The sequence below is a fragment of the Mesorhizobium australicum genome, from assembly GCF_900177325.1.
Taxonomy (GTDB): Bacteria; Pseudomonadota; Alphaproteobacteria; order Rhizobiales; family Rhizobiaceae; genus Mesorhizobium_A; species Mesorhizobium_A australicum_A.
The window spans coordinates 4,255,895-4,271,227 of sequence record NZ_FXBL01000004.1; the positions used below are offsets into that span (position 1 = coordinate 4,255,895).

General features: G+C 64.5%; 15 protein-coding genes. 2 read left to right on the forward strand and 13 right to left on the reverse strand.

Annotation, left to right across the window (positions count from 1 at the left end; genetic code table 11):
• Window positions 1-22: 22 nt before the first annotated feature.
• Window positions 23-1,603 carry an ABC-F family ATP-binding cassette domain-containing protein gene (locus B9Z03_RS23430; protein ID WP_085466429.1) on the reverse strand — a complete coding sequence of 527 codons (1,581 nt, stop codon included), beginning with the start codon at window positions 1,601-1,603 and terminating at the stop codon, window positions 23-25.
• A 341-nt stretch (window positions 1,604-1,944) separates the two neighbouring features.
• Here B9Z03_RS23430 and B9Z03_RS30335 point away from each other — a divergent pair, with 341 nt between their 5' ends.
• On the forward strand, window positions 1,945-2,388 hold the full coding sequence (locus tag B9Z03_RS30335; RefSeq protein WP_244561822.1) for a class I SAM-dependent methyltransferase: 444 nt from the start codon (window positions 1,945-1,947) through the stop codon (window positions 2,386-2,388).
• An 8-nt stretch (window positions 2,389-2,396) separates the two neighbouring features.
• A complete protein-coding gene (locus B9Z03_RS30340; protein ID WP_244561823.1) occupies window positions 2,397-2,747 on the forward strand; it encodes a hypothetical protein in 351 nt (116 codons plus the stop codon).
• Here the strand turns inward: B9Z03_RS30340 and B9Z03_RS23440 are convergent.
• The 12 genes from B9Z03_RS23440 to B9Z03_RS23495 all read right to left on the reverse strand — a co-directional run bounded on the left by B9Z03_RS23440 (window position 2,744) and on the right by B9Z03_RS23495 (window position 15,327).
• Entirely contained in the window at window positions 2,744-3,577 is an 834-nt protein-coding gene (locus B9Z03_RS23440) for an ABC transporter ATP-binding protein (protein WP_085466430.1), read from the reverse strand. The genes B9Z03_RS30340 and B9Z03_RS23440 overlap by 4 nt on opposite strands.
• Window positions 3,577-3,957 (reverse strand): MmcQ/YjbR family DNA-binding protein, encoded by a 381-nt coding sequence (locus tag B9Z03_RS23445; protein ID WP_085466431.1) that lies wholly within the window; start codon window positions 3,955-3,957, stop codon window positions 3,577-3,579. The genes B9Z03_RS23440 and B9Z03_RS23445 overlap by 1 nt, the downstream gene beginning before the upstream one ends.
• 53 nt (window positions 3,958-4,010) lie before the next feature.
• Entirely contained in the window at window positions 4,011-5,315 is a 1,305-nt protein-coding gene (locus B9Z03_RS23450; protein ID WP_139832374.1) for an ABC transporter substrate-binding protein, read from the reverse strand.
• A 90-nt stretch (window positions 5,316-5,405) separates the two neighbouring features.
• A complete protein-coding gene (locus tag B9Z03_RS23455; RefSeq protein ID WP_085466433.1) occupies window positions 5,406-6,482 on the reverse strand; it encodes a branched-chain amino acid ABC transporter permease in 1,077 nt (358 codons plus the stop codon).
• A gap of 7 nt (window positions 6,483-6,489) precedes the next feature.
• Window positions 6,490-7,443, reverse strand: a complete 954-nt coding sequence (locus B9Z03_RS23460) for a branched-chain amino acid ABC transporter permease (protein ID WP_085466434.1) — start codon at window positions 7,441-7,443, stop codon at window positions 6,490-6,492.
• A gap of 1 nt (window position 7,444) precedes the next feature.
• Window positions 7,445-8,041 (reverse strand): NUDIX domain-containing protein, encoded by a 597-nt coding sequence (locus B9Z03_RS23465; RefSeq protein ID WP_085466435.1) that lies wholly within the window; start codon window positions 8,039-8,041, stop codon window positions 7,445-7,447.
• Between the two features lie 37 nt (window positions 8,042-8,078).
• Entirely contained in the window at window positions 8,079-8,228 is a 150-nt protein-coding gene (locus B9Z03_RS23470; protein WP_085466436.1) for a DUF3096 domain-containing protein, read from the reverse strand.
• Window positions 8,229-8,239: 11 nt separating this feature from the next.
• Window positions 8,240-9,064 (reverse strand): ABC transporter ATP-binding protein, encoded by an 825-nt coding sequence (locus B9Z03_RS23475; RefSeq protein ID WP_085466437.1) that lies wholly within the window; start codon window positions 9,062-9,064, stop codon window positions 8,240-8,242.
• Window positions 9,061-11,046, reverse strand: coding sequence for an AMP-dependent synthetase/ligase (locus B9Z03_RS23480; protein ID WP_085466438.1), 1,986 nt, complete (start codon window positions 11,044-11,046; stop codon window positions 9,061-9,063). The genes B9Z03_RS23475 and B9Z03_RS23480 overlap by 4 nt, the downstream gene beginning before the upstream one ends.
• 259 nt (window positions 11,047-11,305) lie before the next feature.
• The gene (locus tag B9Z03_RS23485; protein WP_085466439.1) at window positions 11,306-11,986 is read right to left on the reverse strand and encodes a Crp/Fnr family transcriptional regulator; all 681 of its coding nucleotides are present in this window, start codon (window positions 11,984-11,986) and stop codon (window positions 11,306-11,308) included.
• 45 nt (window positions 11,987-12,031) lie between these two features.
• Window positions 12,032-12,805 (reverse strand): N-acyl amino acid synthase FeeM domain-containing protein, encoded by a 774-nt coding sequence (locus tag B9Z03_RS23490; RefSeq protein ID WP_085467835.1) that lies wholly within the window; start codon window positions 12,803-12,805, stop codon window positions 12,032-12,034.
• Window positions 12,806-13,008: 203 nt separating this feature from the next.
• Complete coding sequence (locus B9Z03_RS23495) at window positions 13,009-15,327, reverse strand: putative bifunctional diguanylate cyclase/phosphodiesterase (protein ID WP_085466440.1); 2,319 nt, start codon at window positions 15,325-15,327, stop codon at window positions 13,009-13,011.
• Between the last annotated feature and the right edge of the window lie 6 nt (window positions 15,328-15,333).

Sequence of the window (15,333 nt, forward strand, 5' to 3'; positions counted from 1 at the left end):
GATATCATCCGGCGCAATGCCGTCATGCAAGGGCGATGCGCCGGCCGATGTCCAGGCTTTCGAAGAAATCCTCGTCGTGGCTGACCACCAGCAAGGCGCCGTCGTAACGCTTCAGCGCGGATTCGATCGCTGCGACCGAATGGAGGTCGAGATGGTTGGTCGGCTCGTCGAGGATGAGCAGCGCCGGCGGCGCGCTCCCGCCCAGAACGCAGGCCAGCCCCGCCCGCAGCTTCTCGCCGCCGCTGAGTTCGGCGGGCGTCTTCAGCGCCTCGTCCGCCCTGAACAGGAAGCGCGCGAGCGCGGCGCGGCAGGCATTGTCGTTGTCCTGGGGATTGATCCGCCGGAAATTGTCGACGAGCGTCCGATCCGGATTGAGCAGCCGCACATGCTGGTCGAGCATGGCGAACGGCACGTGTGGCACGACAGCCCCGGACAATGGCGCCAGCTCTCCTGCGGCGAGCCGCAGCACCGTCGTCTTGCCCGACCCGTTCGGACCGGTGACCGCCACGCGCTCCGGACCGACGATCGAAAAGCTCAGGTCCCGCACCACCGGTCGCTGTGGATCGTATCCGCCGGACACTTGATCGAACGTAAGCACGGCCCGTCCCGCCGGGAGACCGGTCTCTGGAAGCGCGAAGGACAGGTTTCTCGCCTGCTCGACATTGGCGCGCGCCTCCTCCAGCGCGGCCGTTGCGTCCGCGCGCTGCCGCGCGGCGAGGACACCGCCGCGGCCTCCGCTCTGCTCCGCCCTCTCTTTCTGCGCGTCGAGCAGGATCGGCGCCTGCCCGCCGCGGGCACGCGCCTTCTGGCCGGCCGCGTCCCGCCTTGCCTTCCGCTCGCGCGCAAGCTGGATTTTCTGCTCGGCGAGCTTTGCCTGCCGCTCGGCCGAGGCGAGAGTCGCTTCCGCATTGGCCAGTTCCTCTGCCTTGCGCTCGGCATAGAGGTCCCAGTTGCCGCCATAGATCTTCGCGCCGAGGCCGGAGAGTTCGACGATGCGGTCCATCTGCCGCAGGAGGGAGCGGTCGTGGCTGACCACGACGGCCCCACCCCGCCATTGCGCCAGGAGCCGCCCGACCATCGCCCGGCCGTCCGCATCGAGATTGTTGGTGGGCTCGTCGAGCAGGATCATGTCGGGACTATCGAAGGTCAGCGCGGCGAGCGCGATGCGCGTGCGCTGGCCGCCGCTCAGCGACGCCAGCGGCCGCTCCGGCTCCATGCCCGCGAGACCGACGGCGGCGAGCGCCTCGGCCAGCCGCTCCTCCAGCGTCCAGTCGGCCTCCGCCACGTCCTCGGCGGAGCCTTCGCCGGCCAGCACGCGGCGCAGCTGCGCGAGCGCGGCGGCAACGCCGAAGGCGCCGGCAACGGTCTCATCGGGATCGGCGGCGAGTTCCTGCCGCAGGACGCGGATCGTTCCCGCGCGCGTCACGGTCCCCGCAAGCGGAGCGAGTTCGCCCGTCGCGAGCCTGAGCAGCGTCGACTTGCCGGAGCCGTTGCGCCCGACGATGCCGGTGCGCTCCGCGCCGAAGGAGAGATCGATGGTGTCGAAAAGGGTGGTGCCGTCAGGCGTGGCGCAGGAGACGCCGTGAAACGAGATGATGGACATAGGAGGCTGCGATAACGGTTGCGAAGCGGGCGAAAGCTGCTTGCACTCCGAAATCCATGGCCTGAGATCCTCATCGTTCGTCGAGAGCGACTAGATAGGCGGCGGCGCGTGCCCGATCAACCCCTTGCCGAACTCCACGACGGCGTGCCGTTCGACCCGGTCTGACGTCTACGACAGCCAGCGCTTCCGCCTGTAGTGTTCACGTCCTTGAAGCTGCGCCTTCCCTCGCCGCCGACGCCATACATACCCGCCTTGCCGACAGCTTCTGGACCGGTCACCGATCTGCTAGAATGCGCACAGGGCGACTTTCTCGAATTCCGCCAAGCGAGCTTCATACGACGATGACCGCGAGCTCCACCTTCAATGCGTCCAGTGCGAAGGACTACGAGCAGGTCATGGGTCGTTGGAGCCGGCGGCTGGCCGAGAAGTTTCTCGATTTCGCCGGCTGCCTGGATGGCGAGAGTGTCCTGGACGCGGGCTGCGGGACGGGCAGTCTGTCCGAGGCCATTGTCGCACGCACTTCCACGACAACAGTGCACGGCATCGATCTGGCAGATGCCTATGTGGATTATGCACAGGTACGGCTCCCGGATCCGCGTGCGACGTTCAGCGTCGGCGATGTCTGCTCCCTGCATTTCGAGAATGGCCGCTTCGACCGTGTCCTGTCCTTGCTCGTGCTTCATTTCGTACCAAGAGGCGCCGCTGCCGTGGCCGAGCTGCGCCGGGTAGCCAAGCCCGGCGCGACAGTCGCCGCCACAGTTTGGGACGCGCGGGCGGTTTCGTGACCAGTCGAATGTTCTGCGACACGGCCGCAATGCTCGATCCAAGGGCAGGAGAGATGCGCGCCAGGAGCTTCACGCGGCCAATGACAAGGCCTGGCGAACTGGCCGCCGCGTGGCGAGAAGCCGGTTTCAGGGAAGTACAAGATACGATGCTCGCTGTCCGCATGGACTTCGAGACCTTCGAAGACTTCTGGCGTCCCTATACCGGGAGCGATGGACCGGGTGCCGCCTATGTCGCGACCTTGGACAACGCAAAAAGGGACGCACTCCGGAAAGCGCTGCGCTCGGCTTACCTCGACGGAGAGGACGATGGCCCGCGATCTTACGCCGCCGTAGCGTGGGCGGTGAAAGGCATTGCCTAGGACAGCCAGCGCTTCCGCCGCTTGTAGTGCTTGACGTCCTTGAAGCTCCGCCGCCCCTCGCCGCCGACGCCGAGGTAGAATTCCTTCACGTCCTCGTTCTCGCGCAGCGCTGCCGCCTCGCCGTCGAGCACGATGCGGCCGGATTCGAGGATGTAGCCGTATTTGGCGTAGCGGAGTGCGACATTGGTGTTCTGCTCGGCAAGCAGGAAGGACACGCCCTGCTCCTCGTTCAGCTTGCGCACGATCTCGAAGATTTCCTCGACGAGCTGCGGCGCCAGCCCCATCGATGGCTCGTCGAGCAGGATCATCTTCGGCCGGCTCATCAGCGCGCGGCCGATGGCGGTCATCTGCTGTTCGCCGCCCGAGGTGTAGCCGGCCTGGCTGGCGCGCCGCACCCTGAGGCGCGGGAAGTAATCGTAGACCATTTCGAGGTCCTGGCGGATCGCGGTGGCGCCGTCGCGCCGCGTGAATGCACCGGTCATCAGGTTGTCCTCGACCGAGAGGTGACCGAAGCAGTGCCGGCCCTCCATCACCTGGATGCAGCCGCGCCGCACGAGTTCGTTCGGCGACAGCGACTGGATCTCGTGGCCCTCAAACAGGATGTTGCCCTTCGTCACCGCGCCGCGCTCGGCATGCAGCAGATTGGAAATCGCCTTCAGCGTCGTCGTCTTGCCGGCGCCGTTTGCGCCGAGCAGCGCCGTGATGCCGCCCGTCGGCACGGTCAGCGAGACGCCCTTGAGCACGAGGATCACGTGATCGTAGATCACCTCGATGTTGTTGATCGACAGGATCGGCTGGGCTGCGTCTGGCTTCGGCACCGCATTCGACATCAGTCTTTTCCCCTACTTGTCCGTTCGACCATCGCAGCCAGCCGCTTCGGCGAGACCAGCCGATAACTTCGTCTCACGATAGCATCGACTTCTTCCCAGTCGGGACCGCGGTCTAGCCGTACGCCGATCCATCCCTTCGGGCCGACATAGGGCGGCACGAAGAAGGTGTTCGGATCGGCCCCCACCAGCACCTGCTGACTGCCCGGCGGCGCCTTGCACCAGACCGAAACGCGGCCGTCGCCAGACTTTATCATCGCGAAGATCTTGTCCCGCACCCGGAAGGTCACATCGCCCCAGGCTTCCTTCTCGGTCGCTTCGGGCAAAGTCAGGCAGATGGAGCGCATGCGCTCCGTCGCGCGCGAAAGAAACGCCTCGTCCATCCGCCTGTCTCATGTTCCGGAGCCGGCCCGCCTTGGCGGGCCGGCTCGTCACCTCACTGGCAGGCCTGGGTCGGCCACGGCTTGTTGGCCTCGGCATATTCCTTGGCCTTGACCTCGACGATCGGATCGATCGCCGCGCGGTCGGCCTGCATCACCTCGGACGCCTTGACGAACTTGGCACCGTCCCATTCCAGGATCCAACCGCCGGCGTGACCGGTGTGGTTGGAGCAGCTGGTCTTGAATGGCGGAATCATACCGTCAAGCCCGAGTTCCTTGATGCGCGCCTCGGAGAAGTCGAGGTTCTCGAGACCCCAGCGGACCTGCTCGGCGTTCACCACCTTGGCGCCGTACTTGTCCTGCGCCACCTTGATGCCCTCGACCATCATCGCCGCGATCAGCACGCCGCGCTGGTAGAACACCGTATCGAACTCGCCGGGGGCTGCCTGCGACTTGCCGGCGTCGACGACGAGCTTCTTGATGTCCTGCATCGCCTTGGCGTCGTTGTTCGGGAAGCTCCAAGACACCGACCGGTAGCCCTTGCCGGCCTCGCCGACGAGCTTCAGGTCTGCGTCATGACCCGCCCACCAGATGCCGAGGAACTGGTTCATCGGATACTTGGTCTTGGCGGCTTCGGTCAGTGCGCCGCCGTTCATGGCGCCCCAGCCCCACATCAGCACGAAGTCGGGCTTTTCGCGGCGAATCTGCAGCCACTGCGCCGACTGGTTCTGCATCTCCTTGAGGCCGACCGGGATCGGCAGCAGGGTGAAGCCGTGCTTGGCGGCCAGCGCCTCCATCAGCGGGATCGGCTCCTTGCCGTAGGGATGGTCGAGATGCAGCAGCGCGACCTTCTTGCCCTTGAGGTTGTCGAGATTACCGTCGGCAATCGTGTTGAGCAGGATCGAGGCGCCATCCCAATAGGAAGACGGCGGATTGAAGGCCCATTCGAAGGTCTTGCCGTCTTGCATGGCGGAGAACCCGTAGCCGGGCGCCAGGATCGGGATCTTGTCGACATGCGACTTGGGCAGAACCTGCAGCGTGATGCCGGTGGACCAGGGCTGGGTGACGACCGCGTTGCCCTTGGTCTTCTCGTAGCACTCGACACCCTTCTCGGTGTTGTAGCCCGTCTCGCACTCCGAGCCGTCGAGCTTCACCCCGTTGAGGCCGCCGTCGCGCTCGTTGAGCATGGTGAGGTAGTCGAGCTGGCCATTGGCGAGCGGCGTGCCGCTCGTGGCAAACGGGCCGGTGCGATAGGACAGGTTCGGCACGTGCAGCACGTCCTGCGCAAAGGCCGGAGCGGCGAATGCGCCGGCGACCAGCACGCTCGTCGCCAGAAGCGCGGATTTCAGGATAGTCCTCATTCTCATTTCCTCCACTTGTCCGTTTCCCATAATTGGCGGGGCGAACCGGCCCCGTTTTACTGCGGCTTTCGCCGCGATCAGCACCGTCCCTCAGTGGGGGAACGGCCAGATGATGAGCTTCTCCCTGAGGACCGCCCAGAACCGCGCCAGCCCGTGCGGCTCGACGATCAGGAAGAAGATGATAAGCGCTCCCACGATCATGATGTTGATATGCTCGACCGTCGAGGAACTGATCGGAATGCCGAGCGCGCCCGGCAGGTAGCTGAGCACCACCGGCAGCGCCACGATCAGCATCGCGCCGAGATAATTGCCCAGGATCGAGCCGAGGCCCCCGATGATAGCGATGAACAGCACGCGGAACGACAGCGGGATGTCGAACAGATTGGGCTCCGCGGCACCCCGCCACAGGAAGACGAACAACGCTCCCGCGATACCGACAATGTAGGACGAGACGAAGAAGGCCGAGAGCTTCGCCCTCATCAGATTGATGCCGACGAGCTCGGCGGCGATGTCCATGTCGCGCACGGATTTCCACATGCGCCCGATGCGCCCGCGGGTGATGTTGATGGCGAAGATCGTCACGATGGTGACCACGGCCAACACGACATAGTACTGCGTGATCGCCTTGGCGTTCGGCCCCGCGATTACGATGCCGAACATCTCGATGGTCGGCACCTGGATCGCACCCGAGGCCGAGTAGTTGTAGAGCCAGGCCCATTTCTCGAACAGCCACACGAGGAAGAACTGCGCCGCGAGCGTGGCGATGGCCAGGTAGAAGCCCTTGATCCTGAGCGAAGGAACACCGAAGGCGACGCCGACGGCCGCCGAGAAGAAGCCCGACAGCGCGATCGCGACCAGAAGGTTCACTTCGGGAAAGATCGTGATGATCTTGTAGCAGGCATAGGCGCCGACCCCCATGAACGCCCCTGTGCCGAGCGAGAGCTGGCCGGCATAGCCGGTGAGGATGTTGAGCCCGAGCGCCGCGAGCGTGTAGATCAGTACTGGAATCAGCAGCGCCTTGAACGCGAACTCATTGGCGGTGAGCGGCAGGACGACGAAGGCGAAGGCGAGGATGATGCCGAGCAGGACTGCGTCCTGCCGGACTGGAAACAGCGCGTGGTCGGCTTCATAGGTGGTCTTGAACTGGCCGGCGGTTCTGTAGAGCATCTGGTCCTCACACCCGCTCGATGATGCGTTCGCCGAACAGACCCTGCGGCCGGAACAGCAGCACGACCAGGGCCAGGACGAAGGCGAACCAGGTCTCGGTGTTGCCGCCGAGCAGCGGCTGGCCCCAATAGATCTCGAACAGCTTTTCCAGAATGCCGATCGCGAGTCCGCCGACGATGGCGCCAAGCACGCTTTCCAGCCCGCCCAGCATCAGCACCGGCAGCGCCTTGTAGGCGATCACCTCCAGTGCGAAGGAGACGCCCGCGCGGGAGCCCCAGACGATGCCCGTCGCCAGCGCGATGACGCCGGCGATGAACCAGACGACCACCCAGATGGTCGACAGCGAGATGCCGACGGACAGCGCGGCCTGGTGGTCGTCGCCAAGCGCGCGGATGGCGCGGCCCATCTTCGACTTGTTGAGGAAGAGCAGCAGCGCGGCGACAAGGACGACCGCTCCGACGACCGCCGTCACGTCGCGCTGCTCGATCGAGAGGAAGCCGCCGAAAGGTTCGAATTCCCAGGAGCCGGTCGGAATGCCGAGTTCCCGGGTGATCATCACCTTGTTCTCGCCGCCGAAGATGATCTCGCCGAAGCCGATCAGGAACAGCGTGATGCCGATGGTTGCCATGAACAGGATGATGTCGGGCTGGTTGACCAGCGGCCTGAGCACCACGCGCTCGATCGAGACCGCAAGCAGGAACATGACGCCGAGCGTCAGCGGCAGCGCCAGCCACGCCGGCACGCCCTTCTCGTGCAGGCCGACCAAGGTCAGCGCCGCGAAGACGACCATGATGCCTTGCGCGAAGTTGAAGATGCGCGACGACTTGTAGATCAGCACGAAGCCCAGCGCGATCAGCGCGTAGAGCACGCCGGAGACGAGCCCTTCCCACAAAACCTGCATGAGGAAGTCGGGCGCGCCAAACATATCGGCGAACGGTTTGATCAGGACGTCATACAGCATCTTAGAGGATCCCGTGGATGCGCGCGTGGTAGAGGAGCAGTATGGTCTTGGCATCGCGGATTTCGTTCCGCGCCACCATGGCGAGCGCTTCGTCGAACGCGATCTCCAGAACCTCGATGTTCTCGTTCTCGCCTTCCGCTCCGCCGCCTGCAGTAGGGCGGTCGGCGGGGTCGAATTCGGCGATGAAGAAGTGAAGACGCTCGGTCACGGATCCGGGACTCATGAAGATGTCGAACACTTCACGTGCCTCGCCGATGCGGTAACCAGTCTCCTCCGCAACCTCCCGGCGGATTGCAGCGCCCGGATCGTCGCCATCCAGCAGGCCGGCGGCCGTTTCGATCATCCATCCGGCACCACCGTTCAGGAAGGCCGGCAGGCGGAACTGTCGGGTCAGGACGACGGTGCCGCGCTCGCGGTTGTAGAGCAGGATCGTCGCGCCGTTGCCGCGATCGTAGGCCTCGCGAAGCTGGGACTGCCATGTCCCGTCGGCGAGCCTCAAATCGAAGGCGTATCGGCTGAGGAAATACCAGTTGTCCGAAAGCAGCGTGACGTCGCGCACCCGCACACCCGTCAGATCCTCGGGAGGGAAATGAGACATCGACGTGGGTTGCGGGCGCGCGCTCACGGTAGGGTCCTCACCCTGCCAGCTGCGGGAACAGGCCGAGCAGGCCGACGACGATGAGGTAGATCGCCACGATGTAGTTGAGCAGGCGCGGCATCAGGAGGATGAGCACGCCGGCTATCAGCGAGACGAGAGGGGTAAGGGGAAGGTTTCCGAGGTCCATGTTCGTTCCTTTCAGTGCGCGACGCCGAGATAGGCGTCGATGACGTCCTGGTTGGACTTGACCTCCTCCGGCGTGCCGTCGGCGATCTTGCGTCCGTAGTCGAGAACGACCACACGGTCCGAAAGGTCCATCACCACGCCCATGTCATGCTCGATCAGCGCGATCGTGGTGCCGCGCTGCCGGTTGACCTCGAGGATGAAGCGGCTCATGTCCTCTTTTTCCTCGAGATTCATGCCGGCCATCGGCTCGTCGAGCAGCAGCAGCGACGGCTCCATCGCCAGCGCCCGGCCGAGCTCCACCCGCTTCTGCAGGCCGTAGGGCAGCTTGCCGACGGGCGTGCGGCGGATGTGCTGGATTTCGAGGAAATCGATGATCTCCTCGACTGCCTTGCGGTGCTCGATCTCCTCCGCCAGCGCCGGTCCGTGCCACAGCATCTGCCAGCCCAGCCCGCGCTTCATCATCACCGATCGGCCGGTCATGATGTTGTCGAGCGTCGACATGCCCTTGAACAGCGCGACGTTCTGGAAGGTGCGGGCGATCCCCTGCCCCACGGCATGGTGCGGCTTCATGCCGACGCGCTCCCTGCCGCGGAAGACGATCGTGCCCTTCTGCGGCGTGTAGAAGCCGTTGATGACGTTGAGCATCGACGTCTTGCCGGCGCCGTTGGGGCCGATGATGGCGCGGATCTCGCCCTTGCGGATGTCGAACGAGATGTCGGTGATTGCCTTCACCCCGCCGAAGGCGAGCGAGACGTTGCGCAGGTTGAGCAGCACCTCGCCGTCGGCCATGCCTTCCAGCTTGGACGCGAAATCCCTGGGGTCCACCGGCCGGTTCATTCCGCAGCCTCCCGCACCGGTTCGGCCGTCCCGCCATAGGTGGGCGCGTCGACGATCCTGACCGTCGCGGCGATCTTCGCCTTGCGGCCGTCCTCGTAGGTGATCTCGGTCTCGACGCGCTTGGATGTCGAGCCGTCGTAGAGCGCCTCGATCAGTTCGCCATAGCGCTCGGCGATGAAGGAGCGACGCACCTTCTGGGTGCGGGTCAGCTCGCCGTCGTCCGCGTCGAGCTCCTTGTGCAGCACGAGGAAGCGCCGGATCTGCGAGGCGGCCATCATCGGCTCGGTCGCAAGCTTGCGGTTCGCCGCATCGACATGCTCGGCGACCATCTTGTAGACATCCGGATGGTTGGCGAGCTCCTGGTAGGAAGCATAGGCGACATTGTTGCGCTCGGCCCAGGAGCCGACCGACTGCAGGTCGATATTGACGAAGACGGCGCAGAAATCGCGCCCGTCGCCGAAGGCCACCGCCTCCTTGATGTCGGGGAAGAATTTCAGCGCGTTCTCGATGTATTTCGGCGCGAACAGCGCGCCCGACTTCATCCGCCCCACATCCTTGGCGCGGTCGATGATCTTGAGATGCCCGTCGGCATTGAAGAAGCCGGCATCGCCCGTCTTCACCCAGCCGTCCGGCGTCTTGGTCTCCGCGGTCGCCTGATCGTTCTTGTAGTAGCCGATAAAGGTGCCATCGGAACGGTAGAGCACCTCGCCATTGTCGGCGATCCTGATCTCGACGCCCGGCGACGGCAGCCCGACCGTATCGGCCTGGATCTGACCGTCCGGCTGCGCGGTGATGTAGACCGTCGCCTCCGTCTGCCCGTAGAGCTGCTTCAGGTTCAGCCCGATCGCGCGGTAGAAGCGGAAGAGCTCCGGCCCGATCGCTTCGCCGGCGGTGTAGGCGACGCGCAGCCGCGACAGGCCCATGCGGTTCTTCACCGGCCCGTAGACCAGGAACTCGCCCAGCGCATATTTCAGCCGGTCCCACGCGCCGACGCTCTCGCCGTTGAGGATCTTCTCGCCGACTTTGCGGGCATGCGCCGTGAAGGTGTCGAACATCCGCTTCTTGGTCCGGCCGGCGTCCTCCATCCGCACCATCATCGCGGTGAGCAGGCCCTCGAACACGCGCGGCGGCGCGAAGAAGTAGGTCGGCGCGATCTCGCGTCGGTCTTCCGTCACCGTCTCCGGGCTTTCCGGGCAGGCGACGCAGAAGCCGGCCGTGTAGGACTGCGAGTAGGAGAACACGTGGTCGCCCACCCAGGCGAGCGGCAGGTAGGCGATCGTCGTCTCGTTCTCGGTAAGGTGGTCGAAAGCGTTGCCGTGCAGTGCCGACTTCACTAGATTGTCGTTGGAGAGCATCACGCCTTTCGGCCGCCCGGTGGTGCCGGACGTGTAAAGCATGATGCCGAGATCCGAGCCCCTCCCCTTGGCGATCTCTGCCAGCCAGGCTTCGGCGGCGCCGTCGATCTTGAGCCGCGTTAGGCCGGCCTCGCGCACCTTCTCGTAGTCGTGCAGGCGCTTCGGGTCGTAGTCGCGCATGCCGCGCGGCTCGTCGTAGACGATCTCGTGCAGCGACGGCACCTTGTCCGCGATCGAGAGGAGCTTGTCGACCTGCTCCTGGTCCTCCACGACGGCGAAGCGGACCTCGGCGTGGTCGAGCACGTAAGCCATCTCCTCGGCGACCGAGTCGGCATAGACCGGCACCGGTATGCCGCCCAGCGCCTGGACCGCGGCGAATGTCCAGTAGAGACGCGGGCGGTTCGAACCGACCACGGCGACCTTGTCGCCGCGCACGACGCCGATCGCCTGCAGGCCGAGCGACAGCGCCCGCACCTCGGCAAGCTGCTCCTTCCAGGTCCAGCTCTGCCAGATGCCGTAGTTCTTGAAGCGCATCGCGGGGCGGCCAGCGAAGCGCTCGGCGTTCCACAGCAGATACTTCGGAAACGTATCAAGCGGCCTTTCGGCGGCAGACGCCGTCGAATCCATCTCGCCAACTCCTCCCGGCCCGCATTATTCGCGGTTTGTCCGGATTTTGATGCCCGTATGACAGACGCGCAACCTATCTTTCGAAGTAGATGGCGCCGCCAGCCGGGTCCAATCCGGTGACTGTTCCTCGAAGGGTAGACTTTCACGTTGCGGCCTGCGGTTCAACGCCGCCATTGACAGACAGGCCGGGGAATTGTCAGTTAGCGCTGCGCCAATCATTGTCCGCGATCACGCGGAGGGCGTGCGCCGGCCGGCAAAATCAATCGTCTTCGTAGTTTCCAAGCGCTTCGACGTCGAAGACGACGATTCGCGAATGCTCGACGCGCAGCAGACCCTCGGCCTCCAGCGCCTGCAGGCTCTTGCTGACGACCGGCCGCGACACGCCCGCCAGCAGGCCGAGCTCCTCCTGCCCGATCTCGATTTCCGGCTTGGTGACCGGATAAAGGATTGGATTGAAGAACCAGGAGATGTTGCGCGCCACCCGCGCCTTGGGCGACAGGATGCGGTCATATTCGATCGTTGCGATGAACTGGCCCATGCGCTCGTTCAGCTGCCGGACGAGGAAGCGGTTGAAGCCGGTCGAATTCTCGTAGAGCCACATGAAGGTGGCGCGCGGCATCATCGCCAGCCGCGTGTCGGCGATCGCCACCAGATCGTATTTGCGAGGCTCGTCCTTGAGGACCGATCCCTCGCCGAACCAGCCGCCCGCGCCCGCGCCTGCGAACGTCATCGCCTTGCCGCTGGCCGAGATGGCGCTGATCTTGACCAGGCCGCTGATCACCCCGGTCCAGTGGTCCAGCTTGTCGCCGCGATGGCAGATATAGCCGCCCTTCGAGAACTGCTTCTCGATCACCCCGCGGCGCGCACGCTCGATCTCCTCGGAAGTAAGCTCCCGGGCCCAGATGGCGTTGCGGACGAAATCGTCCCTGGTTTCCTTCATCGACTGCTATGTTGGCCAAGGCGGCCGTAAATGCAAATCCACCGATCAGGCGGCGCGGGCGACCACGTTCGCCGTGGGGATGATCGTCAGCGGCGCCGGCTCGCCCTTCGCAGGCTTGCCGAACAAAAGCCGCTGCTCGGCCGGCGTCGCATGGAAGAACGGATAGCGCCGCAGCGTCTTCTGCAGATTGATGGCACAGTTCGAGTCGTAGAGCATGACCGGCACGGTGAACGGCGGATAGGCCCGCGGCTCGCCGACCTGCACGGCGCCGAAGATTCGGCGATAGAAGGCCGTATGCTCCTCGCGCACCACGCAGATGCAGCTCGTGGTGTCGAAATACGAATTGGCGGCCACAGCCAGGCGCAGCGTCACATAGGGTAGCGCCGGAAAGACGCCGACGATCGACGGATCGGCCGCGAACAGGGTCGGGTTGATGAAGGTCTCGCCCCGCCGCAGCCGCGGTCCGATGATATCCTCGAAGGTGCTCATGATCGACGAATACGGTTCGGCCGCGGTCATGTGATGGACGCGCACCGTCGAGATGAGCTGATCTTCGAGCCAGACGCCGAAGCGGTAGCTGTTGGGCGTCTCGTCATATGCGTCGGTTGTGACGCCGTCCGCGGATTCGGGCACGAACCCGTGTGCGCGATAGGCGCGGTAACGCAGCCGGCAGATCGCCTCGAAGTCCTCGCCGCTGTCGCAGCGACGGTATTCGATGCGTTCGAGCATGGCCGAGACCTGTGCAACGAAGCCGGAAGGCTTCACGTCCACATCAAGCGACTGCGCCACAGCGCGCAGCGCTGTACCATCCGTAATCATGCCGATCATCCCCGAAACCCGCCGTATGAGGACGTTAGGAAAATCGCCATCGTAGTAAAGCCGAAAATGGTATTTCGTGCGTTTACCTATAGTTAACCTTAACGAACGGTAAATTTTCGCTAAATTTTAGCGGCTTTGGCTGAAGTGGGCGGGATTCCGGGAGAACGGGCGCGATCGCGTTGCGTTTCGTCGCGATCTTTGTGCTAGGCGGAGAGGTGGCGCGGGGAACGGCGGACAGCCTGGATATCCTTCGCGAAGGGCCAGGTGGTGGTCGACATCGTCTCGATGCCCGAGGCCGACAGGGCCGAGCCGAACAGGAACCCCTGCACCAGGTCCGGCTTCACGTCGAGGGCGAGCACCTTGAGCTGCTCGAACGTCTCCACACCTTCGATCGTGACCGAGAGGCCGAGCGGCCGCGACAGGTTCACGACGCCGCGCAGCAGGTCGAGCGAACGCTCGTTGCGGGTGATGTCCTCGATGAAGGACCGGTCGATCTTGACCTTGTCGAGCGGCAGCGTGTGCAGGTAGCTCAGGCTCGAATAGCCGGTGCCGAAGTCGTCGAGCGCGATGCGAACGCCCAGCGCCTTCAGTTCCTCGAGGAGCACGCGCGTCGACGACTTGTCGTCCAGAAGCGCGGTCTCCGTGACCTCGATCTCCATACGGTCGGGCGCAAGGCCCGCTTCCGTCAACGCCTCCCTCACCAGGGCGACGATGTTCCTGCTGCGGAAATCCTTGGCGGACAGGTTGATCGAGACGCGGATATGCTCCGGCCACTTGGCGCATTCGGCGCTGGCCGCCTTGAGCATGAACTCGCTGATCGCCGAGATGATGCCCATCTCCTCGGCGAGCGGGATGAAGACGCCCGGCGAGACCGGTCCGATCTCGGGGTGGTCCCAGCGGCAGAGGGCCTCGCAGCTGGCGATCCGCATCGTGTCCATCGCCACGATCGGCTGGTAGACGACACGCAGCAGCTTGTTCTCGACGGCATGGCGCAGGTCCGCCTTGAGCACCTGGCGGTTGCGGAACTCCGCATCCATCGTCGCCTCGAAGACCTGCCAGCCGTTCTTGCCGAACTCCTTGGCCTTGTAGAGTGCAAGGTCCGCCTTGACGAACATCGAATCGACGTTGGTTTCGCTCACCTTTGCCAGCACGGCGCCCGCGCTCGCCTGTATCCGCAGCGAATGCCCCGCCACGTCGACCTCGCCCTGCAGCGCCTCGAAGATGCGCGCGAGCTCGGCATGCAGCACTTCGGTGCTCTCGACCTCGTCGAAATAAAGCATGAACTCGTCGCCGCCGAAGCGGCTGATCTTGACGTTGTCGCGGGCAAGCCCCGCGAGCTTCTGCGCCACCGAGTAGATCATCCCGTCGCCGACCGGATGGCCGAGCGTGTCGTTGATGTTCTTGAAGTCGTCGAGATCGATCACGGCGAGCGCGCAAGTCCGCTTCTGATCGCCGCTGATGAGATATTCCCCGACCATCTCGTGGAAATAGGCGCGGTTCGGCAGCCCGGTGAGGTTGTCGTAGCGCGCCATGTAGCGGATCTTCTCTTCCGCCTCGACGCGCGCCGTCACGTCCTCGAAGGTGATGACGCCGAGCTCGTCGCGGCCCTCGCGGGCCGAGAATTCGAAGTGTCGCCCGTTGGTGAAGTTCACCAGGAGCTTCCGGTCGCGACCGTCGCGCAGCGCGCGCGCCAGCTGCGTTTCGACGTAGTGCGAATCGCGCATCGACAGCAGCCCGCCGGCGACGCCGCGCATCAGCAGCGCCTTCAGCGTTCGGCCGAGCAGCTTGTCGGGCGAAGAAACCGAGAACAGGTCGGCGGCCTCGGCGTTCGCCACGGCGACGCGGCCGCTGCCGTCGAGCATCACCAGGCCGTGCGACATCGTGTTGAGGGCGCGGTCGAAGCGCATCGCCAGCCCCTTCGCCTTCCTCTCCTCGCTGATGGCGGTGAACAGCACAGTTCGCACCGTCCTGGCCATCTTGACGATGGTGAACATGAACGGGACGACCAGCAGGCCGAGCGCGAAGTGGTAGATGTCGCCCTTCAGCATGAAGCCGGCCGCGATCGGCACGATCACCGAAAGCGACAGGATCACCACCATCTTGCGGGAGCCGAAGTTGCGGCCTGCGATGGTTACCGTCATCGCGAGCACGAGCGACATTCCGGCAAGCTCGCCGAAGAGGTCGGGCACCAGATAGAGGCAGCAGAAGGTGAACAGACCGACGGCCAGGCCCTGAATGGTGCCTGCCACGATATAGTAGCGCTCCCATTCGAGGGCCGACTTGTAGGTCAGGATCTTAGAAGGATCGACGCGGCGCAGCGCGTAGTAGCGGCCGACGGCGGCGGCGACCAGCATCAGGGTGAGGACGAGATAGATCGGCTGCTGCGTCTTCCAGAGGACGAGCGATCCGATCAGCCCCTGCGCGAACGCGCCGACGAGCAGGACACTCGTCTCGTCGAACAGCGACCTGACGAAGCCAATGTAGACGTCCTCTGAGATGTCGTCAGTTTTGTTTTTTTTCATCGACTG